Here is a 21,431-nt window from a genome sequence, read left to right on the forward strand (position 1 = left end):
ATAAAGGCTTAAAGTTGCGCAAAAAGTTGCGCACATACCCTGAAGGCCACGGTTTATAAGGGCTGCTTGAAGTTGCTACGAGATATTTCTTGGCAAAGTGATATCACTTTTATTGATATTTCCAGGTGATTGTCGATCCCGTCAGGCAGTAGAGTGGAGCGCTGACAGGAGCCTCAGCGCAGGAAAACAGATGACGAAGTTCTACGATGCCCGCGGCAATATCTATGGTGTGGTTTCACCCCGACAGGTGCGTGAGGCGGGCATCGACCTGCCGGCCAGTGCCGGAGACGCCGCTTCATCCAGAGCCTTCTGGAGCGAGCAGGCCATAGAGACATTCTGCCAATGGCCTGACGCGATTCGTCCCGCCGGTGCCAAGCACCATCGTAGCGATGGCTTGCTGATCGGCCCGTTTCAATCGTCGCCACCCTTCGATCTGCTGATCGTCAATACCGACGGCACGCTGGCCGAGCGCAGCGGTAACGGCTTGACGATTTTCTCCCAGGCGCTGCTTGAACAAGGGTTGATGCCGAAAGAGGGCGCACCACTGCAGGTGCATCACGACAAACAGGATGCGCCGTCGCCCGTGCCGACCTCGGTCAAACCGGCTGAGGTGGCGGGCGTGCAAGGCTTCTGGCTGGATCTCGGGCAACCCGGATTCGGTCCGGCAGCCGTCGGTGCGCTCGGTGTTGAACCTGTGCCGTTCAACGGTGTGGAAGTCAGTCGTGTTCGGCCGTTGGTGCAGATCGATCCCGCTTGGGCGAACAGTCAGTTCGTACGCATCGGCAATCCCCACTGCGTGACGCTGGTGCAGGATGAAGCGGCACTGCCGAGCAACGAGCGGATGCTTGAACCGCCACTGGCGGACAGTCTGACCGCAATCGCCTATGCCACCCCCGTCGGCGCCGGCCAGCCGTGCCAGGCCGGGGTCAATCTGCAATGGGCGATGCGCGCAGGCGATCAACGCATTGTTGCGCGGGTTTTCGAACGCGGCGAAGGCCCGACGGCGTCCTCCGGCACCAGCGCCAGTGCGGTGGCGAGCGCAGCATGGCGGGTGGGCTGGGTGTCGGCGGGAGAAGTGAAGGTGGTGATGCCGGGCGGGACTGCGCCGATTTTACTGGAGAAACAGGACGGTGAACTGAGCGGCGTGCGTCTGTTCGGCACCGCGCATCAGACAAAAAGGTGAAGTCCCTTTCATGATCGTCCCCCCGGGAACGATGGATCCCTTGGACTTCACTGTGAGCTGGTTCGCTGCGGTTGTCGCCTGTCAGATCTGACAGGCCGGCTCTATCGTTTTGCGATAAGGCCGGCCCGATCCATAACCACGGCTCAACCCTCGACGAATTCCACCACCGGCATCTGCCGCTTCATCAACACCTTGCCGCCACGGATCGAATACAGCGGCAGGCCCTGGCTGCGGATCACTTCGTAATCGCTGTCCGCCGACAGAATCAGCAGGTTCGCCGGGCGACCCTGTTCAAGACCATAGCGTTCACCAAGGTGCATGGCCTTGGCGCTGTTGTCGGTGACCAGGTCCAGTGCGCTTTGCAGGTTGCGGTAACCGAGCATGTGGCAGATGTGCAGCCCGGCTTCGAGCACGCGCAGGATGTTGCCGTTGCCCAGCGGATACCACGGGTCGACGATCGAGTCCTGACCGAAGCAGACGTTCATGCCGGCTTCGAGCAATTCGTTGACGCGGGTCACGCCCCGGCGTTTCGGGAAGGTGTCGAAGCGGCCTTGCAGGTGAATGCTTTCGGTCGGGCAGGAGACAAAACTGATCCCTGAGTGCCCGAGCAGGCGGAACAGTTTGGCGCAGTAGGCGTTGTCGTAGGAGCCCATTGCCGTGGTGTGACTGGCCGTCACGAGCGCGCCCATGTCGCGGCTGCGGGCCTCTTCGGCCAGCACTTCGAGGAAGCGCGAATGCGGGTCGTCGGTTTCGTCGCAGTGCACGTCCACCAGGCAACCGGTGCGCTCGGCCAGGTCCATCAGAAACTTCACTGAGCTGACGCCCTGATCGCGGGTGTATTCGAAATGCGGAATCCCGCCGACCACGTCCGCGCCCATGCGGATCGCTTCTTCCATCAGTTCGCGGCCATTGCGGAACGACTCGATGCCTTCCTGAGGGAACGCGACGATTTGCAGGTCGATCAGGTGACGGCTTTCTTCGCGCACTTCGAGCATCGCTTTGAGCGCGGTGAGTTGCGGGTCGGTGACGTCGACGTGGGTGCGCACGTGTTGGATGCCATGGGCGGCCAGGGACTGAATGGTTTTCTTGGCCCGGGCCTTGGTGTCTTCCTGGGTGATGGTGACCTTGCGCTCGCCCCAGCATTCGATCCCTTCGAACAGCGTGCCGCTCATGTTCCAGCGTGGCTCGCCGGCGGTCAGGGTGGCGTCGAGGTGAATGTGCGGTTCGACGAAGGGCGGCACCACCAGATTGCCGCCGGCGTCGAGGTCGTCGGGGCCCAGGGTCGGCGCTTCGGTCTGGCGCGCGATGCTGCGGATCAGGCCATCTTCGAGGTGCAATTCGTGCAGACCTTCCTGGTTGCGCAGTCGGGCGTTGATGATGTGCATCGGGCGAATCCTTTTATAGATCTTGTAGAGGGGCGGCCGCGTTGCGGGCGCCGAGCAGGCCGGTCACTGCGATATACGTTAACGCGGCAACGGCGATCCCGACCAGCGGCGCGACCCACGGCGAGCCGAAGGCAGCGACGGTTCCAGCCGCGTAGGCCGCCAGGCCCGGCCAGTTGAACGCGGGCAGGCGCGCATCGGCAAGACGTGGATATTGACCGCGCCAGCGGAAGAAAAAGTCCGCCATGATCACCCCGCCAATCGGCGGAATCACCGTGCCGAGCAGGATCAGATAAGGCACCAGCATGTCGTACATGCCCAGCAACGCGAGTGCCGTGCCGATCACGGCACCGACCAGGGTCACGGTCTTGCGGCGTCCGGTACGCAGCAGATTGCAACCGGCGACGGCGAAGTTGTAGATGGTGTTGTCCTGGGTGCTCCAGATGTTCAGCAACAGCATCGCCATCGCCGCCATGGCGAAGCCCTGCAACAGCAACACTTCGACCACGTCGGGTTGTTGATAGACGATCGCGCCGTAAGCGCCGATCAGCACCATCAGTCCGTTGCCGATGAAAAAGCCAATGAGGCTGGCCAGCACCGCGACCCGCGCCGAGCGGGAAAAACGCGTCCAGTTGGTGGCCTGGGTCGCGCCGCTGACGAAGGTGCCGAACACCAGCGTGATAGCGGTCGACCAGTCCAGCGAACCGCTGGGTACGACGCTGAGCAATCCGTCGAGGCCGCCGACTTTCACGGTCGCGACCCACATCGACAGCATCAGCAGCAACATCATCGCCGGTACCGCGATGTACGACAGTATCTCCAGTCCGCGATAACCGACATACGCCGTGGCGCAGAACACCAGGCCGAACAGCACCATCAGCCCCAGCACCGTGCCTTCGTTCAGGTCGAAATACTTGCCGAGCACCACCGCCGCCGTCGCGGTGCCCCAGGCGTACCAGCCGATCTGGGTGAACCCGAGAATCAGGTCGCTGAGCTTGCTGCCGACTTCGCCAAAACAGAAACGTCCCATCAGCACCGAATTCAGGCCGCTCTTGAAGGCGATGTAACCGAGGCCTGCGGCGTACACGCCGAGCAGCAGGTTGCCGATGACGATGACGGCGAGCATTTCGCCGAAGTTGAATGCAACGCCGAGCTTGCCGCCGGCAAACATGGTCGCGGTGAAGAAGGTGAAGCCCAGCAGCACCATCGCCGTGGAGGCCAGGCCTTTGCGTGCGTGCATCGGGACTTCACTGAGGGGGTAATCGTTGCCGGGATCGTTCTGCGTCATGGGGGCGTTCCTTGCTGGAAAGGGGAGGACGCGAAGAGGTTGCAGCGGTCGTGCCAAACGCAATGTTGCGGGTATTTATAGACGAGACACGGATGATCGGCGCGAAAGCAGTGCATTTGGCGCCGTGCCGAACCATGGGGGAGCAGGGCGTCCCCCACGAGGTCATGGGATTCGATCAGAGGAACCGCAGCAGTGCAGCAACGATGGCTTCAGGCGCATCTTCCTGTACCAGATGCCCGGCATTCGGGATCGGATGAAACTGCGATCCGGGGATCAACTGGTGCAAGGCCCGGCCGCGTTCGATGGGAATCCACTGATCCTCCTCACCCCAGAGAATCTGCACCGGGCAGCGAATCGTCGGGTACAGCGGCTGAGTTTCCAGTGTGTAGCGCTGGTCCATCTGCGCGATCTGCCGGTAGAACGCCGCTTGCCCCGGATCACCCAGCCACGGCTGCACGTAGGGCGCCAGTTCATCATCCGGAATGTCACGATGAATCGCCCCGCGAATATAGGTCGGGACGATGGCGCGCTGGATGTAATCGGGCAGGCCGCTGAACGCCGCTTCATGCTGGCGCACGTGCTGCACGAACGGCGAACCCCAGGGTGTCAGTGCGACCGGGTCTATCAGCGTCAGGGTACGGTAATCCTTGCCGTTGAGCAGATGCGCGCGCAGGGCGGTGGCGCCGCCGAAGTCGTGGGCAACCACGTCCGGGCGTTGCAGACCCCAGTGATCCAGCAACTGCGCGAGCAATTCGTTTTGCACGCCCAGGGAGACATCGGCGTCCGGTTGTTCGGATCGTCCGTAGCCCAGCAGGTCGAAGTAATGCACCCGATGGCTGGCGAAAAAATGCGGCGCGATGCGGTGCCACACGTAGGAAGAGAAGGGTGTGCCGTGCACGAACACCAGCGGCGGGCCGTCGCCGCGCACCCCGTGGCGAATCTGTCGCCCTTTGAAGTCAAAGACCTGATCCAGCAGCCAGTCCGTCATGGGCCTGTCCTCTTGGCGGGTTCGAGCCAAAAAGCATAGGCGTAAAAAAACCACCGGTCTCGGTGGTTTTTTGGTGTCGCCGGACTCACTCGCCGCGATAGATGCAACCGCTGGTGCAGGTCTCGTGGATGCGGATCGCACTGAGTTCCGGCAGCAGGGGCTTCAACTCATTCCAGATGAACTTGGCCAGCACTTCGCTGGTCGGGTTCTCGAGGCCCGGAATATCGTTCAGGTAGTTGTGGTCCAGACGCTCGTACAGCGGCTTGAAAATCGCCTTGATCTCGGAGAAATCACGGATCCAGCCGGTGTGCGGATCGAGGTCGCCGCTCAGGTGAATCGCCACTTTGAACGAGTGACCGTGCAGGCGTCCGCACTTGTGGCCGTCCGGTACGTGGGGCAGGCGGTGGGCGGATTCGAACGTAAATTCCTTGAAGATTTCCACAGTGTTTTCAGCTCTGTTGAGATGGCGTTCGCCGCAGCGAATTCGGGCAGGCGGCGAGTTTACCAGCTTGTCCCCGGCTGTGCTGACTAAAGGGTCAGCAAGCGCTCGGCGAGGCGACCATTGGCAGTCAGTTCAAGGAACTCGTCGCCCAGACGGCGGCTCTCGTCCATCGCCGCGCGCCAGTATTTCTGCCGGCTCGGTGCATCGCCCATGAAGCGCTTGAAGTCGTTGCGGTCGGGGAGTTTGCCGTAGGGCAGGCGCGCCAGGTATTCCTTGGACGGCGCGAGCAACAGCACGTCCTGCAAGCGTTCCACCGAGGCTTTGCGCCAGGGCAGGGTCTTGTCGAACCAGCCCGGAATCACCCGGTCGGTGAAGTGCGGATAGAGCACGATGCCGTCGCCGTTGTAGGGCAGGTCGAGGTGATAGTCCAGCAGACCGCCATCGCGGAACGTGCCGGCTCCGGCGCCCGGCAGGTCGCGCACGCCTTCCATGACCATCGGGATCGAGCCCGAGGCCAGCAGCGCCTGGCGCAGGTTGCCGGCATCGAGGGCAACGAAGCGCGACGGGAAATCGTTCAGCGCATGCACCGGTGGCGCCAGGCGCGGGTCGTGGATGATCAGCCGTTCAAAGTGCCGCGACAGCCGCGCGCGACCTCGCAGGTTGTCGGCGATCACCGAACCCAGCGCCAGCCCGAGCCGGCCGCGATGATCGTCCGCCAGCCGCCCGTGGCTTTTGACCACCATGATGTTCAAGCGGTAATGGGCGTTGTCGAGCAGTACCGCATCGCGACCGTCGAGCAGGTCGTCGAGCATGCGCTGCGAACTGCGGCTGACTTCACCGATGGTCACGCCCTTGTTGAAGTTCTGCTCGGTGTACAGATGACCGAGGCGGCGGATGCCTTCGGCGGCGTCCGGCAGACAGGCGCTGGCGAAGCGCCAGGAGCCCACCGACGCACCGATCAGCGAGCGCTCGCGCGGTGCGGCCGGCAGCCACTCGCCGAACAGCGCCAGATCCAGCCCCTGAATCCCCAACGCCTTCGGCCCACCGGCAGCGCCGGGCAGTGTGCCGACGTCGGCGGCGTTCAGGCCCTGGGCGCGGATGCGCGCCATGGCACGTGGGCCAGCCTTGAGGGTGAGGGCAGGGAACTTGATGTGGATGGCTGTCATACCGGTCTCGATCGTTAGCAAGCGAAGAATTATAAACACATGTTGCCGGCCCTGCAGGAGCGGGTTCGATGATGGCAGTTCAGTTTCAATTAAGTTCGAATCGCTAAGGTGTCCGCCAAGGAAGCACTACCAGATATCAGGAGACACTCATGAAAATCCTCGCGACCCTGTTCATCGCGCTCCTGTTCTACGGCCTGACCTCGAACCTCGCCCACACCCGCGACTTGCTTGCGGATGAAGCCCGAAGATTGATCGACGCTGGTACCATTGTGCCGATTGAGACCGTCAAGGCCACGGCCATGGCCCGCCATCCGGATTCGACAGTCATCGATATCGAACTGGAAAAGCGCTACGGCTTTTATCTGTACCAGATCGAGCTGAAAGATCCGCAAGGCGTGGAATGGGAAATGGAACTGGACGCGAGCGACGGGCTGTTGCGCAAGGATCATCAGGACACTTAATGAAATTGTTTTTGCCGTATTCATCGACGCGCGCCACGGGCCTTATGGCCCTGGCGCTCGTTGCGTTCTGCTCGGCGCCGCTCGCTCGCGACCTGAATCAGGACGAAGCCCTGCGCCTGCGTCAGCAGGGTGTGATTCTGCCGCTGGAGCAGGTGCTGCATAACGCGCTGGATCGCTACCCCGGCGCGAAACTGCTGGAAGTCGAGCTGGAAGAAAAACACGACGTCTACATTTACGAAGTCGAGTTGCTGACCGTCGACGGTGTGACACGCGAGCTGCATCTCGAGGCCGCCACCGGCCGTTTACTGAAAGACAAGGAAGATTGACCGATGCGTTTGCTTCTGGTGGAAGACCACGTCCCCCTGGCCGATGAACTGATCGCCGGCCTGCAACGCCAGGGCTACGCCGTGGACTGGCTGACGGACGGCCGTGATGCGGTTTATCAGGGCCGTAGCGAGCCGTACGACCTGATCGTTCTCGACCTTGGCTTGCCGGGCGTGCCGGGCCTTGAAGTGCTGGCGCAATGGCGCGCCGGTGGGCTGGCGACGCCGGTGCTGATCCTCACTGCCCGGGATTCCTGGGCCGAGCGCATCGAAGGCCTGAAGGCCGGTGCCGACGATTACCTGACCAAACCCTTCCACCCGGAAGAACTGCATTTGCGCATTCAATCGCTGCTGCGCCGCTCCAAGGGGCAGGCCAACCAGCCGACGCTCAAGTCGGCGGGGCTGCATCTGGACGAGGGCCGCCAGTGCGTCGTGCGCGACGGCGCCGATATTCAACTGACCGCCGCCGAGTTCCGCCTGCTGCGCTACTTCATGCTGCACCCGGAGCAGATTCTTTCCAAAAGCCACCTCGCCGAACACCTCTACGACGGTGAAACCGAGCGCGACTCCAACGTGCTTGAAGTCCACGTCAACCACCTGCGCCGCAAACTCGGCAAAAGCGTGATCGAAACCCGTCGCGGCCAGGGTTATCTGTTCGGCGGACAAGCTTCGTGAGATCGATCCAGCGCCGCTTGAGCCTGGGTCTGATCAGCGTGATGGTGATCGTCGGCCTGGTGCTGGCGCAAACCAGCCTGTGGCTGTTCGAAGTGGGGTTGCAGCGTTACCTCGAAGCCGGCCTGCGCAACGACAGCGAGAGCTTGCTGGTGGCACTGGTGCGCGGCCCGCAAGGCTTGCAGCTGGACGAGCGGCACTTGTCGCCGGCCTATCAGCGGCCGTTTTCCGGGCATTACTTTCGCATCGATTTCGCCGAGAGTCACTGGCGCTCCCGTTCGTTGTGGGATCAGGAACTGCCGCTGCTGGAACGACCAGGCCTGCACAGCAATCTGCAACTGGGGCCGGACGGTCAGCAACTGCTGGTGCTGCGCTCGGATTACAAACGGCTCGGCCAGTCGATCTCGATCAGCGTGGCCCAGGATTACACGCCTGTGCGCGAGAGCTTCCAGCGCATGCGTCAGATTGGACTGGGGCTGGGGTTGGCCGGGCTGCTGCTGATCCTGATTCTGCAACGGCTGACCGTGCATCGGGCCTTGCGTCCACTGGAAAAGGCTCGCGAGCAAATCGCCCAGTTGCAGCAGGGCCAACGCTCACAACTCGATGAACAGGTGCCGGCGGAACTGGAGCCGCTGGTGGCGCAGATCAACCATTTGCTGGCGCACACCGAAGACAGCCTCAAGCGCTCGCGAAACGCGTTGGGCAATCTTGGGCATGCACTGAAAACGCCGTTGGCGGTGCTGCTGAGCCTGGCCTCGAACGAAAAGCTCGATGCTCATCCCGAATTGCGCAAGATTCTGAAGGAACAACTGGAACAAGTGCAGCAACGGCTTAACCGCGAGCTCAATCGTGCGCGACTCTCCGGCGATGCGTTGCCGGGGGCACTGTTCGATTGCGATGCGGAACTGCCGGGGTTGCTGGCAACGTTGAACATGATCCACGGCGAACACCTGGCATTGAGCTACGTCGCGCCGACCGGGCTGCAATTGCCGTGGGACCGTGAAGACCTGCTGGAATTGCTCGGCAACCTGCTGGACAACGCCTGCAAATGGGCGGATGCCGAGGTGCGTCTGAGCGTGATCGAGAAGGCTGAAGGTTTTGTGCTGAGTGTGGAGGACGACGGGCCGGGGATTCCCGAAGCACAGCGCGATCAGGTGTTCAGTCGGGGGGCGCGGCTGGATGAGCAGACCCATGGGCATGGGTTGGGGCTGGGGATTGTGCGGGATATTGTCGAGACGTGGGGCGGGGTTTTGGTGCTGGGGGAGAGTGAGTGGGGTGGGTTGAGGGTGGAGATTCAGTTGCCTCGGCGTTAAACCCGCTCCCACAGGGATCTGTGGTGAGCGGGCTTGAGCGTCAGACCCGGAACTGATCCATAAGACTCTGCTGCTGATTCGCCAGGCTATTGAGCGACTGACTTACCCGCGCCGATTCATTCGCCTGCCCCGACAGCGACTCCGTCACATCACGAATGGTCGCCACGTTGTTGTTGATCTCTTCGGCCACCGCGCTCTGTTCTTCGGCGGCGCTGGCGATCTGCAGGTTCATGTCGCTGATCACCGTCACCGCATCGCCGATCTGGCGCAGCGCGGTCACGGCCTGGCCGACCTGTTCGACGCTGCCCTGAGCCTGACGATGGCTGTTGCCCATCGAACCGACCACGTCCTGCGTGCCACTTTGCAGTTGTTCGATCACCTGGCGGGTTTCTTCCACCGATTCCTGGGTGCGGCGGGCGAGGTTGCGCACTTCGTCGGCGACCACCGCAAAGCCACGACCGGCCTCACCAGCGCGGGCGGCTTCGATGGCAGCGTTGAGCGCCAGCAGGTTGGTCTGCTCGGCGATGGCGCGGATGGTTTCCAGCACCGCGCCGATTTTCTCGCTGTTGGCGGCCAGGCCTTCGACCTGGATCATCGCGGCGCTCATGTCGGCGGCGAGGTGGTCGATGCTGGCGGTGGTGCGGTCGATCACGGTCAGGCCCTGACGGGTAGCGCGATCGGCATCTTTTGCCGCTTCGGCCGCTTGGGCGGCGCTGCGGGCCACGTCCTGGGCAGTGGCGCTCATTTCGTGGGACGCGGTGGCCACCTGATCGACCTGACGGTATTGCTGTTCCATGCCGGCGCTGGTCTGGGTGGCAATGGCCGAGGACTGGTCGGCAGTGTTGCGCGCGTCCTGCACCGAGCGTTTCACCTCGGCGATGATCGGTTGCAGCTTGTCGAGGAAGCGGTTGAACCAACCGGCCAACTGACCGAGTTCGTCTTTCTTGTCATAGGCCAGACGACGGGTCAGGTCGCCTTCGCCGCTGGCGATGTCTTCCAGCATGTGGGCCACGCCAAGGATCGGCTTGGTCACGCTACGTGCCATCAGCCACACCAATAGCAGGCCGACCAGCGCGGCGAGCACGCCCAGGCTCAGTTCGATCAGCGTGCCCGAGGTGTTGCTGGCATCCAGTTGCTGCTTGAGCGCTTCGGCGCGGCTGACCAGGACTTTCTCCGGTACATCGAGCAGCACGCCCCACGATGGGCCACCGGGAATCGGCTGGAACGGCGACAGCACTTTCAATTGCGCATTGCTGTGCAGGCTGCTGACGGTTTTGCTCGAGGCCAGCAGGCGCAGCAATTCAGCGCCGCTGGTGGTGTCCACGGCGTCGAGGCGCTGGCTGAGTTTGCTGGCGTCCGGGCTGTAACCGGCGAGCAGGCCGGCGGGGCTGATGATGCTCACGGCGGTCTGGCCGTCATAGAGCTTTTTGCTGGCGCCCTGGCTGATCGCTTGCAGGCTGTTGAGGTTGATGTCCACCGACAGCGAGGCGATGACTTTGCCGTTGACCATCAGCGGGAACACGATGCTGGTCATCAGCACGTTTTGCCCGTCGATCACATAGAAGTACGGTTCGATCACGCATGGCTTGAGCGTGGTGCGCGGGCAGGTGAACCAGGCGTTGGCGGCCTGGCCGCTGGGGCCGGTGCTGGTGTCGGCCATGTCGCTTTCCGGCAGCGCCATCGAGGTCACTTTGCCTGGGGTCGGCTGCGACCAGTACAGGGCGAAGCGGCCCTTGTCGTTGCTGCCCAGTTCGGCCTGGCCGGCGAACAGTTCATCCTTGCCGTCCAGCGCGTTGGCTTCGAACACCAGCGACAGACCGAGCAATTCCGGGTTGGCCTGCAGCGCCGATTTCACCTGACGCGTCATGTCTTCGCGCAGGTCGAAGGCATCGAGGAAGCGCTTCTCGGCCTGTTCGCGCAGGAACAGCACCTGCCGCGAGAAGCCGTGGCCATATTGATAGGCGTCCATGAACTGCTGGCGAATGCCTGCCGCCTGAACTTCGCCCTGGGATTCGATGCGAGCCTGGGCCGACTCGGTGAGCATTTCCATGCTCGAAGCTTTCACCAGTTCAGAACTGTGCTCCATGCGATACAGCGAAAGACCCACCAACAGGGTCACGATACCGGCCAGGCAGAGCCCGGCGAGCAGGGTGATTTTCCATTGGATGGAAAGTTGTCTGAGCGACATGGAGACGTCCTTATTCGATAAATATCTGAGACTTTGCACTGTAACGGCCGCGTTTCGACTTTCTTTATGGCGCAAATGCAATATGGCGAATTGACGCACGTTGTGGCGGATATGCCATCGTTCGCAGTTTGATCATGGAAAGTTACACAGTGTCGCGACCGGTCGCTTTGACACTGCGCCCGCTCTGCGGCACAGTGCGCGCCCTTCTAATAAGACCCTCTATGCAAATCCGCTGGCGACCCTCGTGGCTTGCCGGCCGGACTCATCCTGTCTGGCGGTGAATGGCTTTACCGTCGTGTTTTTGAGGTAGTGAAATGAATGCAGTGATTGCTGCGGTCGGCGTCATGCTGATCCTCAGCCTGTCCCGTGTGCATGTGGTGATCGCGTTGATCGTCGGTGCGCTGGTCGGTGGCCTGACTGGCGGCCTGGGCATCGACGCCACGCTCAAGGCGTTCAACAGTGGCCTGGGCGGCGGGGCGACGGTGGCGTTGTCCTACGCGTTGCTTGGTGCTTTCGCGGTGGCGATTGCCAAGTCTGGCCTGGCCCATGCGCTGGCCGACAAGGCCCTGGCGATGGTCGACCGTCAGCATGCGACCGGGGGCGGCAGCGTCAAATGGCTGCTGATCGGTCTGCTGTGGGTGGTGGCGATTGCTTCGCAGAACATCCTGCCGATCCACATCGCGTTCATTCCGTTGCTGGTGCCGCCGCTTCTATATGTACTGACCAAGCTGCAACTGGATCGCCGGCTGATCGCCTGCGTCATGACCTTCGGCCTGATCACACCGTACATGGTGTTTCCGGTCGGCTTCGGCAACATCTTCCTCAACCAGATCCTGCTGGCCAACGTCAGCAAGGCCGGCGTGGACATCAGCCAGGTCAACGTCATGCATGCGATGGCGATCCCGGCGGCGGGCATGGTGTTCGGCCTGTTGATGGCGGTGTTCTTCAGCTACCGCAAGAAGCGTGTCTACGACCTGGAAAAGATCGAACAGGTGGAGCAGGTCAGCGTCGCCTACAACCCGATGACGATCGGCATTGCCGGCCTGGCTATCGCCGCAGCCTTCATTATTCAGTTGCTGCTGGATTCGATGATTATCGGGGCGCTGGCCGGGTTTCTGATTTTCTCGGCGTCGGGCATCGTCAAGTGGCGCGAGACTGACGGCCTGTTCACCGAAGGCATGAAGATGATGGCGATGATCGGTTTCATCATGATCGCCGCCTCAGGGTTTGCCGAAGTGCTGAAGGCCACCGGCGAGGTGCGCACACTGGTCGAAAGCGCGGCGGCGCAGATTGATCACAGCAAGGCCATTGGCGCGCTGCTGATGCTGCTGGTGGGGCTGATGGTGACCATCGGTATTGGTTCTTCATTCTCCACGGTGCCGATTCTGGCGGCGATTTTCGTGCCGCTGTGCGTGCAGCTGGGTTTCAGCCCGATGGCGATCGTCTGCATCGTCGGCACTGCCGGGGCCTTGGGCGACACCGGCTCGCCGGCATCGGATTCGACGCTTGGCCCGACCTCCGGCCTGAACATCGACGGCCAGCACCACCACATCTGGGACACCGTGGTGCCGACCTTCCTGCACTACAACCTGCCGTTGCTGGCGGCCGGCTGGGTGGCTGCAATGGTCCTGTAACACCCACTCAGATCGTTCCCACGCTCTGCGTGGGAACGATCTGAACGATCTGGTTAAGACTCAGCTCAACTTTTGCTTTCGCGTGCCGTTAACGCCTTTAACCACGCCAATAAAACCAAAAGAGTGAGCACCCATGCGCCTGAGTCTCAAGGCTAAAGTCCTGTCCCTTGCCGTCCTTCCGGTCTTGCTCTTTGCGCTGGTGATCAGCCTGACCACGCTGTTCATCCTTCAGGAGCAGGCGCACAAGGAAGTCGAACAGACCCGCGAACGCCTGCTCGGCGACGCCAAGGCCACCCTGGCCAGTTATGTCGCCGTGGCCATGACCACTATCAAACCGTTGTACGACGCTGCCGCCCCCGGTGACGCCGACGCGCGGGCGCAGGTGATCAAACTGCTGTCGAGCATCAAGTACGGCAAGGACGGCTACTTCTTCGGCTACGACTCCGAGACCGTGCGCCTGTTCAAGTCCACCGACCCTGACGGCGTGGGCAAGAGCTTCAAGGACAACCGCGACCCGAACGGCGTCTACGTCAACCGCGATCTGGTGAAGGTGGCGAAGGACGGTACTCACTACCTGCAATACAGCTCGCCGCTACCGGGTAACGCCCAGGTGCTGGTGCCGAAACTCGGTTACACCGAATACCTGCCGAAGTGGGACATGGCGTTCGGTACGTCGGTCAACCTCGACGGCATCGAGGCGCAAGTGGCGCTGGTTCAGGCCCAGGTTCAGGACCGAATGGAAGGCGTGGTGCTGAGCATCGTCGGCGTGGCGGTAATCGTGTTGCTGCTGATCGCGGTGGCGGGGCTGGTGCTGGCCAATACCATTTTGCGGCCGCTGACCCTGATGAAAGCCAACCTCGACGACATTGCCGCGGGTGAGGGCGACCTGACTCGTCGCCTGACCATCACCAGCCAGGACGAACTCGGCGAACTGGCCGGTTCGTTCAACCGCTTTGTCGACAAGATCCACGGCCTGGTGCGGCAAATCACCGAGATGACTTCGCAACTGACCGGGCTGGTGACGCAGGTCTCGGATCAGGCCCAGCGCTCCGACCAGGCCATGGAGCGTCAGCGCCACGAGACCGATCAGGTCGCCACGGCGATCAACGAAATGTCCGCTGCCGCGCAGGAAGTTGCCAAGAGCGCACAGAACGCCGCCGTCGCTGCACAGCAGACCGACGAAGAAGGCCAGACCGCCAAACGCGTGGTGGCCGGCAGCATCAAGCAGATTCATGCGCTGGTGGACGACATCCGCAGCAGTGGCGTGTCCCTCGACAGCCTGCAGCAGGACGTGTCGTCGATTGTCGGCGTGCTCGGGGTGATCCGCTCGATCGCCGAACAGACCAACCTGCTGGCACTCAACGCCGCGATTGAAGCGGCGCGGGCCGGTGAGGCCGGGCGTGGGTTTGCGGTGGTGGCGGACGAGGTGCGGGCGCTGGCTTCACGCACGCAGATCAGCACTCAGGAAATTCAGGGGATGATTGATCGCTTGCAGGCCGGTACGCAGTCGGCGGTCGAGGCGATGCGCCGTTCCAGTGAAGCGGGGGACGGCACGTCTGCCCAGGCCAATCAGGCGGGGGCGTCGCTCGACGCCATGGCGGATCTGATTGCGACCATCAACTCGATGAACGCCCAGATCGCCAGTGCTGCCGAAGAGCAGACGGCGGTGGCGGAAGAGATCAACCGTAGCGTGCATCAGATTGCGGTGGCGGTGGATAACGTGGCGGATGAGACCCAGTTGGGGGCGCAGACTTCGCGGAGTCTGGCGGAGTTGGGGCAGCGGCTGGGTAAGTTGGTTGGGCAGTTCCGTATCTGACCCCTGAAAGCCCCCTCACCCTAACCCTCTCCCGGAGGGAGAGGGGACTGACCGCAGTGTCTTGCGTCATACATCGACCTGAAAAAACCAGTCGATTATGGATTCAAAGCTAATCGCTCACGTCGGTGCATTTCTTAAATATCCCCCAATCGGTCCCCTCTCCCTCCGGGAGAGGGTGAGGGCTGGCTTTTGATCTTCAGGGTCGATCCCAATAAGGAACCTCCCCAAAACACTCAACAAAGAAATCAATCACCGTCCGCACCTTCACCGACAACCGCCGGCTCCCCGGCCACAGCACCGCAATCTGCTGCGGCTCGACACTGTTCGACACCTGATAATCCCCCAGCACCGGCACCAGCGTGCCCTCACGCACCGCCTCGCCGATCAGCCATGACGGAAACATCACCAGCCCCAAACCCTGTTCGGCGGCCTGGGTCAGGGTGTCCGCGTGGTTGCCGGTGATCGGACCCTTGACCGAATACGGCGTCCACTCGCCCTGATCCTGACGGAAAAACCAGCGCTGCTGGCCGGTCGCGCCCTTGTAGGCCAGGCACTGGTGGCGGGCGAGGTCGTCGGGATGCTGTGGTGTGCCGAAGCGCTTGAGATACGCCGGGCTGGCCGCGACCTGAAACCGGTGCGGTGCCAGGATCCGCGCCTGCATGCTTGAGTCGTGCAGCGGGCCGATGCGGAACAGCAGGTCGGCGCCTTCCTGCAACGGGTCGATGTAGTGGTCGGTCTGCTGGATGTCCAGTTGCAGCTTCGGGTAGCGCTCGCACAGACGGCCTAGCCATGGCGTCAGATGACGTTGGCCGAACACCACCGGGGCGTTGATCCGCACCAGTCCGGTCGGTTCGCTTTGCTGTTCCTGCAACGCCTGTTCGGCTTCCTCCAGTTGCACCAGCACCAGCCGCGCGTGGTGGCCGAGCATGCGCCCGGCTTCGGTTGGTGTGACCGCGCGGGTGTGGCGGTAAAGCAGTTGCTGGTTCAGCGCTTGCTCCATCAACTGGATCTGCCGGGATATCGAAGAGGGCGCCACGCCCTCGCGGCGGGCGACTTCGGAAAAGCTGCCGTGATCGAGCACGGCCACAAACAGCCTTAGCGCCTTGAATCCCAGTTCGTTGAGCCCGTGCATCGTGTGTCCTGCTGTGCGAGTTACGCAAAAGTGTTGTCCGGATGCTCCCATTTATCGCACAGCTGCGCCAGCCGATAATCCGCGCCATCGTGTCCTTCAGAGGTTTTTCAGATGCAGTCGTTTGATGAAGTGAGTGCTGCGCCGGCACCTGTCGCCCGGTCCGGTTTGCGCTTGTTGCTGTTGCCGTTGGTGATTCTGGCCGGCATGGGCTTGTCGGTGGAGGCCGGGTTGCTCGGGCCGCTGGGTGAGCAGGTCGGGCACCTGTGGGCGACCTTGAGCATCTTCGGGGTCGGGTCGGCGATTCTGTTTTTGCTGTTGCTGTTTGCGGGGCCGCAGAAGGGGCCGGCGCTGACGGATCTGCCGCGCTGGCAGTTGATCGGCGGGTTTCTGGGGCCGATGTATGTGGTGGTGCTGACGTTGGCGACGCCGCATATCGGGATTGCGATGACGATGATTGCGATTCTGTCGGGGCAGGTCGGCAAGAGTGTGCTGATTGACCATTTCGGCTGGTTTGGGGCTACGCGCAAGAAGGTCAATGCTGAGCGGTGGCTGGCGTTGGGGTTGATTGTGGCGGCACTGGTTTTGATTGCGCGGGGGTGATGAGATGAGTCTGGTTATTTTGTTGGCGGTGGTGGTGTTGGCTGGCGCGGTGTTGAGTGTGCAGGCGGCGATCAATGGGCGTCTTGGGGAAACCGTTGGTGTGTTGCGCAGTAGCCTCCTGACTTTCGTGGTTGGCGCGGTGAGTACGGGGCTGCTGATCCTGTTTTTCGAACCGGCCCATGCGGTCAGCCTGCTGGACGTGCCGAAGTGGCAGCTCAGTGGTGCGTTGTTTGGGGTAGTTTATATGATGGTCATGGTTGGTGCGGTACCGCGCGTTGGTACTGCCGTGGCCACGGTGGCGGTTATTGTTGGGCAGCTTGGAATGGGGATGCTGATCGATAATTTTGGGTGGTTGGGGAATCCGGCGATTGAGCTGTCTTCGAGTCGGGTTTTGGCGATGGTTTGTTTGGGGTTGGCGTTGGTGTTTATGTATCGCAGTAGCGTGCGGGGGGTTGATTGAGTACATATCCGTTGCTGCGGTAACGGCTTCTTAGGGTTCCGCCCTTACGGCGGGTCACTTTTGGCAAACGCCCCAAAAGTAACCAAAAGGTCTGTGCCCTGACGTACGGCCCTCGCTGTGGCTCGGGTTCCTTCGCTCCGGGATTGATCCGGGGGCATCGCCTACGGTTTGCTTCGCTGCACCTCCTCTCGATGCATGCGGCTTCGCCGCACGGTCGCTGCGCTCCCACCCCCGGATCAATCCCTCCACTCAGCCTGCCGACGGGCCTGTGCGTCAAAAGCGGTACTCGAGCTAACGCTCATCTTGGTGAGTGGTGAGTGGTGAGTGGTGAGTGGTGGGGGAGTGAGTGATTTGGTTGTTGGGTGGTTTTCACCTTCTACACTGGTAGCACGGCTTGTTCTTTCAGCCTCAGACAACCACCACCAAAGGAGTCTGTTCCATGGCAGATAGAAAATGCGATTGCCCAGGATGTCGTTGCACGATCAAGGAGGGTGAGCATTCTTATGTGGCGCACGGTAAGCACTATTGCTGTGAGGCCTGTGCGCATCATCACAAAAGTGGCGAGGAGTGTTCTGGCAAGGGTTGCCAGTGCGCGCACCCGAAATAACGGGCTGCATGTAAAAGTGGAGCCTAGTCAGGCTCCACTTCCAGTTTCAGGCTGTCGTCGTCCAGGCGTTCGGTGTGGCGGACGGTGCCTTGCAGGCGTCGGCCTTCGACTCGGACGTCGACGGTTGTGGCCTGTTCGAGGTCTTCCGGCTGTGGGGCCGGGACGCGCAGGGCGAAGCAGTAGGGGTCGTTTGCGACGGGTTCCAGGCCAACCGGGCAGTCGATGCTTCTGGTGACTCTGCCGGAGGCGGTGTCCAGGCTGTAGTCCAGGTGCGCCGGGCTGCTGATGGTCGTCATGTGTGTTCCCCCGAATTAGTCCCCACCTGCGCCACAGCTTAGCTTGCCGGTCGCCACGTGACGTTTTCCACGCCGAATTTTTCCGCCGCAGGCTTGCTGGTCTTTTGCACCTTTTCCCGGCCGAAGCGCGGGATGCGGCCCACCCCGGCGTCGCAGCTTGCCCAGTGCCACGCCTCGGTGTTGTCCATTTTGTCCGAGCGGATAATGAACGACTTCGGCGCGCCGTGAAGGGTGTATTCGATGACAAACAGTTTTGCGTTGTTCATAAAGCCCGTCTTCCTCCCTGTGGTAATAGAAGGATCGTCGCGCACCGGGAAAATTCACTCGGATTGTCCGACGGTATCTATCAATGGCGAGCGAGGGGGCGGACTGGTTACCATGGCGTTTCCGTCAACCCCGATGAATGTTCGCCATGGCCCTCGCCGCGCCCCCCGATCTGAGTGATACCGATGTGCCGGTGCAACCGCTGGCCCGCACGTATCCGCGCGGGTTGTTCATCGAGCCGCACGAGCATGTCTGGGGGCAGTTACTGTATGCGATGAGCGGCGTGATGTGGGTCGAGACCCCGCACGAGGCGCTGGTGGTGCCGCCGCAGCGGGCGGTCTGGTTGCCGCCGGGCGTGCCGCACGGGATTCGCGTGGTGTCGGATTTGCAGATGCGCAATATCTACCTGCGCCCGGCGCTGGCGGCGACGCTGGATGAAACCGTGCAGGTGATCGAGGTCGGTGGTCTGCTGCGTGAGTTGATCGTCGGGCTGGTGGAACAGGGCGATAACGGCGATGCCGAGTATTACGAAGCGTTGGTCGGGCTGGCGCTGCTGGAGCTGAGACGCGCAAGGCGTTCACAGTTGAAGATTCCGCTGCCGGACGATGCCGACCGGCGGCTGATGAGTCTGTGTCAGGCGGTGATGGCCGCGCCGTCGCTGGAGATTCCTTTCGAACAACACGCCGAAAACGCCGGGGCCAGCGTGCGAACGTTGGCGCGGTTGTTCAAGGAGGGCCTGGGCATGGGCTTTGCCGAGTGGCGGCGGCAGGTGCAGTTGGCGACGGCGGTGGCGGAGTTGATTCAGGGCGTGCCGGTCAGCACGATTGCCCGTGAGCTGGGTTATTCGCCGAGCAGTTTCAGCGACATGTTTCGCCGCGAGTTGGGTGTCGCGCCTTCGCAGTTCAGTGCAGGGCAGCTTCCAGGCTGATTTGGCCGAAATTCAGAAGTCCTTGGCCGGTGCCGGTCGCAGCCTTTCCCTAGACTTTGCCCATTCCCTTTATGTGGCGGAGTGATCCCATGAACTACCTGATTTCCCTGGGCATCGGTCTGGGCGTCGGCCTGCTGTATGGCGCGCTGGATTTCCGTTCCCCGGCGCCACCGGCCATCGCGCTGGTCGGCCTGTTGGGCATGCTGGCGGGCGAGCAGTTGTGGCCGATGGGCCGGCAACTGGTCAGTGGCTGGCTGTCCTGAATTTCCTTTTTTCATTCGGTGGATCAACTCATGAAAGCACTGCAATTCGATAAAACCGGCGACTTGTCTTCCCTGCGCTTCGTCGAGGTGCCGACACCGGTGCCGGGGGTCGACGAGGTGCTGGTGCAGATCAAGGCGGCGGGCCTGAACCCCAGCGACGTGAAGAACGTGCTCGGGCGTTTCCCTTACACCACGCTGCCGCGTATTCCCGGACGGGACTTTGCCGGTGTGGTGGTCGAGGGGCCGCAGGCGTTGATTGGTCAGGAAGTCTGGGGCACCGGGCGTGAGCTGGGCTTTTTCGCCGACGGCTCTCATGCGCAGTTTGTCAAACTGCCGGCCAATGGCGTGGCGCACAAGCCTTCGCATTTGAGTTTCACCCAGGCCGCGAGCCTCGGCGTGCCTTACACCACGGCGTGGGATGCATTGGAGCGCAGTCTGGTCAGCGCCGATACCCGTTTGCTGGTGATCGGCGGCGGGGCGGTGGCGACGGCGGCACTGGCGCTGGCCAAGGTGCGCGGCGCGCAGTTGCTGGCGGCGGCGCGGCGGCCGGAGCAGGTCAAGGATTTGCAGGCGCAGGGTTATCAGACGATCCAACTGGACAAGCCCGAGGAGCTCGGCGCTCAGGTCAACGCGGTGTACCGCGGTGGTGCCGACGTGATCTTCGACACCACCGGGTTCTGGCTGCCGGCCTCGGTGCCGGCGCTGGCACCTTTCGGGCGCATCGCGATCATCGCTGCGCCGGTGGACGGGCATGTGCAACTGCCGGCGCTGGCCCTGTATCGCAAGGGCGGTTCCGTGGTTGGCATCAACTCCCTGCTGTACGGCGTTGAGGCTTGCGCGGCGATGCTCGAACAGTTCGGCCGGTTCTTCGACGAAGACTTGCTGCCACTGCCGCAAGGGCTTGTCGAAGCGCCGCTGGCCGAAGGACTGGCGCGCTATGCCGATGTGAATCAGGGCAGTGGCGACAAGATCATCCTGATGCCTTGATCCTCAGGCTTCAGGGACGCCGTTCTCCCACGCCGACCAGTGCTTCAGGATGTCCTGCACCAGCGGATGACCTGCGCGGTAGAGGTTTTCCAGTGCCGGGACAAATCCGCCTTGATCGGCGTACTTGAGCAGGTTGTCCACTTCGCTACCGCCCGGCGCCGGGCGGTCGAAGTCGGAGCCGGCGCGCACCACGGCCAGGCGCTGCACGTCCACCAGGCCCTCGCGGCTGGCGCGTAGCAGGGCCTCGTAGGTGGAGTTGTCTTCCTGTTGGGTGGTGCAGTATTCGCCTTTGTTGTCGGTCAACAATTTGGTCCAGACCTCGGCGCGTTCGCTCAGGCGTGTGCCGGAGAACCAAGTGTTGCCCGCCAGCGTGTCGCACCGGGTGATCACCGGCGGCTGGTTGGCGGGTGCTGCCGGGTATTTCAGGCGCCACGCCGCCGATTCCTTGCTCTCGCTCAGTTCGACCTTGTGGCTCAGGGCGAAGGCCTTGGCCTGTAGTTTCGGGTTGAGTTCGAAGACTTCGGTCTTGTAGTCCAGCGGCGGTTTTTCATTCGGGCCTTTAGTGTTGATGCCGAGGTAACCGGTCGGCCAACTCGATGGCGCATCGCGCGAATCCAGTTCCCACTGGGTGCCGAACTCGACCAGATAATGCGCCCAGGCAGCGGTGCCGATGGTTCCGTGTTTGGGGCTGATGCCGGCAATCCCGGCGATCAGGAAGTAGCTTTTGCGCAGGTCGAATTTCGGCGACAGCGCCAGTGCCAGGGTCGAGGCGGCGGCGTTGGTCTGACCCATGCCGGTGGTCATCAGGCACACCTGCTGCGTGTTGCAGCGGATGCTCGGGTACTCGGCCGACAGGCCCGGCACGCGGATTTCCTGCTTGAGTTCGAGGCGATCGATCCAGTGCTGAGCTTCCGGGGCGAACATGGTGATCAACATCACTTTCGGCTGAATCGGTGCCTCGGCCGCCCAGGCGGTGGAAGAGAGCAGGGCAGCAGCGGCCAGAGATATACGCGTCATTGCTTTCATGATTGCTCCTGG

At 62.2% G+C, this 21,431-nt stretch carries 23 protein-coding genes and 1 pseudogene; 13 read left to right on the top strand and 11 right to left on the bottom strand.

Annotated features, from left to right (window positions below; all coding sequences use genetic code 11):
- Positions 1 to 190: 190 nt before the first annotated feature.
- Entirely contained in the window at positions 191 to 1,183 is a 993-nt protein-coding gene (locus AC3WRD_RS25795; RefSeq protein WP_102622359.1) for a diaminopimelate epimerase, read from the top strand.
- A gap of 143 nt (positions 1,184 to 1,326) precedes the next feature.
- On the opposite strand, the gene codA is transcribed toward AC3WRD_RS25795, so the two are convergent.
- From codA to AC3WRD_RS25820, 5 genes are all read right to left on the bottom strand, one after another.
- On the bottom strand, positions 1,327 to 2,568 hold the full coding sequence (gene codA, locus AC3WRD_RS25800; protein WP_102622360.1) for a cytosine deaminase: 1,242 nt from the start codon (positions 2,566 to 2,568) through the stop codon (positions 1,327 to 1,329).
- Positions 2,569 to 2,581: 13 nt separating this feature from the next.
- The gene (gene codB, locus AC3WRD_RS25805) at positions 2,582 to 3,853 is read right to left on the bottom strand and encodes a cytosine permease (protein ID WP_102622361.1); all 1,272 of its coding nucleotides are present in this window, start codon (positions 3,851 to 3,853) and stop codon (positions 2,582 to 2,584) included.
- A 175-nt stretch (positions 3,854 to 4,028) separates the two neighbouring features.
- Complete coding sequence (locus AC3WRD_RS25810; RefSeq protein WP_102622362.1) at positions 4,029 to 4,841, bottom strand: alpha/beta fold hydrolase; 813 nt, start codon at positions 4,839 to 4,841, stop codon at positions 4,029 to 4,031.
- An 85-nt stretch (positions 4,842 to 4,926) separates the two neighbouring features.
- Positions 4,927 to 5,283: a 6-carboxytetrahydropterin synthase QueD gene (gene queD, locus AC3WRD_RS25815; protein ID WP_007955941.1), complete on the bottom strand. Its 357-nt coding sequence runs from the start codon at positions 5,281 to 5,283 to the stop codon at positions 4,927 to 4,929.
- Between the two features lie 86 nt (positions 5,284 to 5,369).
- Positions 5,370 to 6,449: a hypothetical protein gene (locus AC3WRD_RS25820; protein WP_102622363.1), complete on the bottom strand. Its 1,080-nt coding sequence runs from the start codon at positions 6,447 to 6,449 to the stop codon at positions 5,370 to 5,372.
- A 149-nt stretch (positions 6,450 to 6,598) separates the two neighbouring features.
- Here AC3WRD_RS25820 and AC3WRD_RS25825 point away from each other — a divergent pair, with 149 nt between their 5' ends.
- The 4 genes from AC3WRD_RS25825 to AC3WRD_RS25840 are packed head-to-tail and all read left to right on the top strand — an operon-like array spanning position 6,599 to position 9,218.
- The gene (locus tag AC3WRD_RS25825; protein WP_102622364.1) at positions 6,599 to 6,910 is read left to right on the top strand and encodes a PepSY domain-containing protein; all 312 of its coding nucleotides are present in this window, start codon (positions 6,599 to 6,601) and stop codon (positions 6,908 to 6,910) included.
- On the top strand, positions 6,910 to 7,236 hold the full coding sequence (locus tag AC3WRD_RS25830; RefSeq protein WP_096822001.1) for a PepSY domain-containing protein: 327 nt from the start codon (positions 6,910 to 6,912) through the stop codon (positions 7,234 to 7,236). The genes AC3WRD_RS25825 and AC3WRD_RS25830 overlap by 1 nt, the downstream gene beginning before the upstream one ends.
- A 3-nt stretch (positions 7,237 to 7,239) precedes the next feature.
- On the top strand, positions 7,240 to 7,908 hold the full coding sequence (locus tag AC3WRD_RS25835) for a response regulator transcription factor (protein ID WP_102622365.1): 669 nt from the start codon (positions 7,240 to 7,242) through the stop codon (positions 7,906 to 7,908).
- Positions 7,905 to 9,218 carry an ATP-binding protein gene (locus AC3WRD_RS25840; RefSeq protein ID WP_102650866.1) on the top strand — a complete coding sequence of 438 codons (1,314 nt, stop codon included), beginning with the start codon at positions 7,905 to 7,907 and terminating at the stop codon, positions 9,216 to 9,218. The genes AC3WRD_RS25835 and AC3WRD_RS25840 overlap by 4 nt, the downstream gene beginning before the upstream one ends.
- Before the next feature lie 40 nt (positions 9,219 to 9,258).
- Here the strand turns inward: AC3WRD_RS25840 and AC3WRD_RS25845 are convergent, their stop codons facing one another.
- Together AC3WRD_RS25845 and AC3WRD_RS25850 are read right to left on the bottom strand one after the other, a co-directional pair.
- On the bottom strand, positions 9,259 to 10,014 hold the full coding sequence (locus tag AC3WRD_RS25845) for a methyl-accepting chemotaxis protein (RefSeq protein ID WP_404943238.1): 756 nt from the start codon (positions 10,012 to 10,014) through the stop codon (positions 9,259 to 9,261).
- A gap of 102 nt (positions 10,015 to 10,116) precedes the next feature.
- A pseudogene (locus AC3WRD_RS25850) lies at positions 10,117 to 11,406 on the bottom strand (cache domain-containing protein); the annotation flags it as partial.
- Between the two features lie 314 nt (positions 11,407 to 11,720).
- On the opposite strand from AC3WRD_RS25850, the gene AC3WRD_RS25855 reads away from it, so the two are divergent.
- Positions 11,721 to 13,040 carry a Na+/H+ antiporter family protein gene (locus AC3WRD_RS25855; protein WP_102622600.1) on the top strand — a complete coding sequence of 440 codons (1,320 nt, stop codon included), beginning with the start codon at positions 11,721 to 11,723 and terminating at the stop codon, positions 13,038 to 13,040.
- 133 nt (positions 13,041 to 13,173) lie between these two features.
- Entirely contained in the window at positions 13,174 to 14,856 is a 1,683-nt protein-coding gene (ctpM, locus tag AC3WRD_RS25860) for a methyl-accepting chemotaxis protein CtpM (RefSeq protein ID WP_102622599.1), read from the top strand.
- 196 nt (positions 14,857 to 15,052) lie between these two features.
- On the opposite strand, the gene AC3WRD_RS25865 is transcribed toward ctpM, so the two are convergent.
- Entirely contained in the window at positions 15,053 to 15,988 is a 936-nt protein-coding gene (locus AC3WRD_RS25865) for a LysR family transcriptional regulator (RefSeq protein WP_102622598.1), read from the bottom strand.
- 111 nt (positions 15,989 to 16,099) lie between these two features.
- Here AC3WRD_RS25865 and AC3WRD_RS25870 point away from each other — a divergent pair, with 111 nt between their 5' ends.
- The 3 genes from AC3WRD_RS25870 to AC3WRD_RS25880 all read left to right on the top strand — a co-directional run bounded on the left by AC3WRD_RS25870 (position 16,100) and on the right by AC3WRD_RS25880 (position 17,655).
- Positions 16,100 to 16,588, top strand: coding sequence for a DMT family transporter (locus tag AC3WRD_RS25870; protein ID WP_102622597.1), 489 nt, complete (start codon positions 16,100 to 16,102; stop codon positions 16,586 to 16,588).
- Positions 16,589 to 16,592: 4 nt separating this feature from the next.
- Positions 16,593 to 17,048: a DMT family transporter gene (locus tag AC3WRD_RS25875; RefSeq protein WP_102622596.1), complete on the top strand. Its 456-nt coding sequence runs from the start codon at positions 16,593 to 16,595 to the stop codon at positions 17,046 to 17,048.
- A gap of 439 nt (positions 17,049 to 17,487) precedes the next feature.
- Complete coding sequence (locus AC3WRD_RS25880) at positions 17,488 to 17,655, top strand: metallothionein (protein ID WP_074689145.1); 168 nt, start codon at positions 17,488 to 17,490, stop codon at positions 17,653 to 17,655.
- Positions 17,656 to 17,678: 23 nt separating this feature from the next.
- On the opposite strand, the gene AC3WRD_RS25885 is transcribed toward AC3WRD_RS25880, so the two are convergent.
- The gene (locus AC3WRD_RS25885) at positions 17,679 to 17,951 is read right to left on the bottom strand and encodes a hypothetical protein (RefSeq protein WP_102622595.1); all 273 of its coding nucleotides are present in this window, start codon (positions 17,949 to 17,951) and stop codon (positions 17,679 to 17,681) included.
- A 38-nt stretch (positions 17,952 to 17,989) separates the two neighbouring features.
- On the bottom strand, positions 17,990 to 18,217 hold the full coding sequence (locus AC3WRD_RS25890; protein ID WP_096821993.1) for a DUF6555 family protein: 228 nt from the start codon (positions 18,215 to 18,217) through the stop codon (positions 17,990 to 17,992).
- A 146-nt stretch (positions 18,218 to 18,363) separates the two neighbouring features.
- On the opposite strand from AC3WRD_RS25890, the gene AC3WRD_RS25895 reads away from it, so the two are divergent.
- The 3 genes from AC3WRD_RS25895 (at position 18,364) to AC3WRD_RS25905 (ending at position 20,393) form a co-directional block, all read left to right on the top strand.
- Positions 18,364 to 19,143, top strand: coding sequence for an AraC family transcriptional regulator (locus AC3WRD_RS25895; RefSeq protein ID WP_371858330.1), 780 nt, complete (start codon positions 18,364 to 18,366; stop codon positions 19,141 to 19,143).
- Positions 19,144 to 19,232: 89 nt separating this feature from the next.
- Positions 19,233 to 19,406 carry a DUF1427 family protein gene (locus AC3WRD_RS25900; protein WP_085733565.1) on the top strand — a complete coding sequence of 58 codons (174 nt, stop codon included), beginning with the start codon at positions 19,233 to 19,235 and terminating at the stop codon, positions 19,404 to 19,406.
- A 30-nt stretch (positions 19,407 to 19,436) separates the two neighbouring features.
- A complete protein-coding gene (locus tag AC3WRD_RS25905) occupies positions 19,437 to 20,393 on the top strand; it encodes a quinone oxidoreductase family protein (protein ID WP_102622593.1) in 957 nt (318 codons plus the stop codon).
- Positions 20,394 to 20,396: 3 nt separating this feature from the next.
- On the opposite strand, the gene AC3WRD_RS25910 is transcribed toward AC3WRD_RS25905, so the two are convergent.
- A complete protein-coding gene (locus AC3WRD_RS25910; RefSeq protein ID WP_102622592.1) occupies positions 20,397 to 21,419 on the bottom strand; it encodes a purine-nucleoside phosphorylase in 1,023 nt (340 codons plus the stop codon).
- Positions 21,420 to 21,431: the final 12 nt, after the last annotated feature.

Source organism: Pseudomonas sp. FW215-R2 (assembly GCF_058789255.1).

Coding starts and splice junctions, on each gene's coding strand:
- AC3WRD_RS25795 (WP_102622359.1), top strand. CDS start 191: ATGACGAAGTTCTACGATGCCCGCGGCAATATCTATGGTGTGGTTTCA.
- codA (WP_102622360.1), bottom strand. CDS start 2,568: ATGCACATCATCAACGCCCGACTGCGCAACCAGGAAGGTCTGCACGAA.
- codB (WP_102622361.1), bottom strand. CDS start 3,853: ATGACGCAGAACGATCCCGGCAACGATTACCCCCTCAGTGAAGTCCCG.
- AC3WRD_RS25810 (WP_102622362.1), bottom strand. CDS start 4,841: ATGACGGACTGGCTGCTGGATCAGGTCTTTGACTTCAAAGGGCGACAG.
- AC3WRD_RS25820 (WP_102622363.1), bottom strand. CDS start 6,449: ATGACAGCCATCCACATCAAGTTCCCTGCCCTCACCCTCAAGGCTGGC.
- AC3WRD_RS25825 (WP_102622364.1), top strand. CDS start 6,599: ATGAAAATCCTCGCGACCCTGTTCATCGCGCTCCTGTTCTACGGCCTG.
- AC3WRD_RS25830 (WP_096822001.1), top strand. CDS start 6,910: ATGAAATTGTTTTTGCCGTATTCATCGACGCGCGCCACGGGCCTTATG.
- AC3WRD_RS25835 (WP_102622365.1), top strand. CDS start 7,240: ATGCGTTTGCTTCTGGTGGAAGACCACGTCCCCCTGGCCGATGAACTG.
- AC3WRD_RS25845 (WP_404943238.1), bottom strand. CDS start 10,014: ATGGAACAGCAATACCGTCAGGTCGATCAGGTGGCCACCGCGTCCCAC.
- AC3WRD_RS25855 (WP_102622600.1), top strand. CDS start 11,721: ATGAATGCAGTGATTGCTGCGGTCGGCGTCATGCTGATCCTCAGCCTG.
- ctpM (WP_102622599.1), top strand. CDS start 13,174: ATGCGCCTGAGTCTCAAGGCTAAAGTCCTGTCCCTTGCCGTCCTTCCG.
- AC3WRD_RS25865 (WP_102622598.1), bottom strand. CDS start 15,988: ATGCACGGGCTCAACGAACTGGGATTCAAGGCGCTAAGGCTGTTTGTG.
- AC3WRD_RS25870 (WP_102622597.1), top strand. CDS start 16,100: ATGCAGTCGTTTGATGAAGTGAGTGCTGCGCCGGCACCTGTCGCCCGG.
- AC3WRD_RS25875 (WP_102622596.1), top strand. CDS start 16,593: ATGAGTCTGGTTATTTTGTTGGCGGTGGTGGTGTTGGCTGGCGCGGTG.
- AC3WRD_RS25880 (WP_074689145.1), top strand. CDS start 17,488: ATGGCAGATAGAAAATGCGATTGCCCAGGATGTCGTTGCACGATCAAG.
- AC3WRD_RS25885 (WP_102622595.1), bottom strand. CDS start 17,951: ATGACGACCATCAGCAGCCCGGCGCACCTGGACTACAGCCTGGACACC.
- AC3WRD_RS25890 (WP_096821993.1), bottom strand. CDS start 18,217: ATGAACAACGCAAAACTGTTTGTCATCGAATACACCCTTCACGGCGCG.
- AC3WRD_RS25895 (WP_371858330.1), top strand. CDS start 18,364: ATGGCCCTCGCCGCGCCCCCCGATCTGAGTGATACCGATGTGCCGGTG.
- AC3WRD_RS25900 (WP_085733565.1), top strand. CDS start 19,233: ATGAACTACCTGATTTCCCTGGGCATCGGTCTGGGCGTCGGCCTGCTG.
- AC3WRD_RS25905 (WP_102622593.1), top strand. CDS start 19,437: ATGAAAGCACTGCAATTCGATAAAACCGGCGACTTGTCTTCCCTGCGC.
- AC3WRD_RS25910 (WP_102622592.1), bottom strand. CDS start 21,419: ATGAAAGCAATGACGCGTATATCTCTGGCCGCTGCTGCCCTGCTCTCT.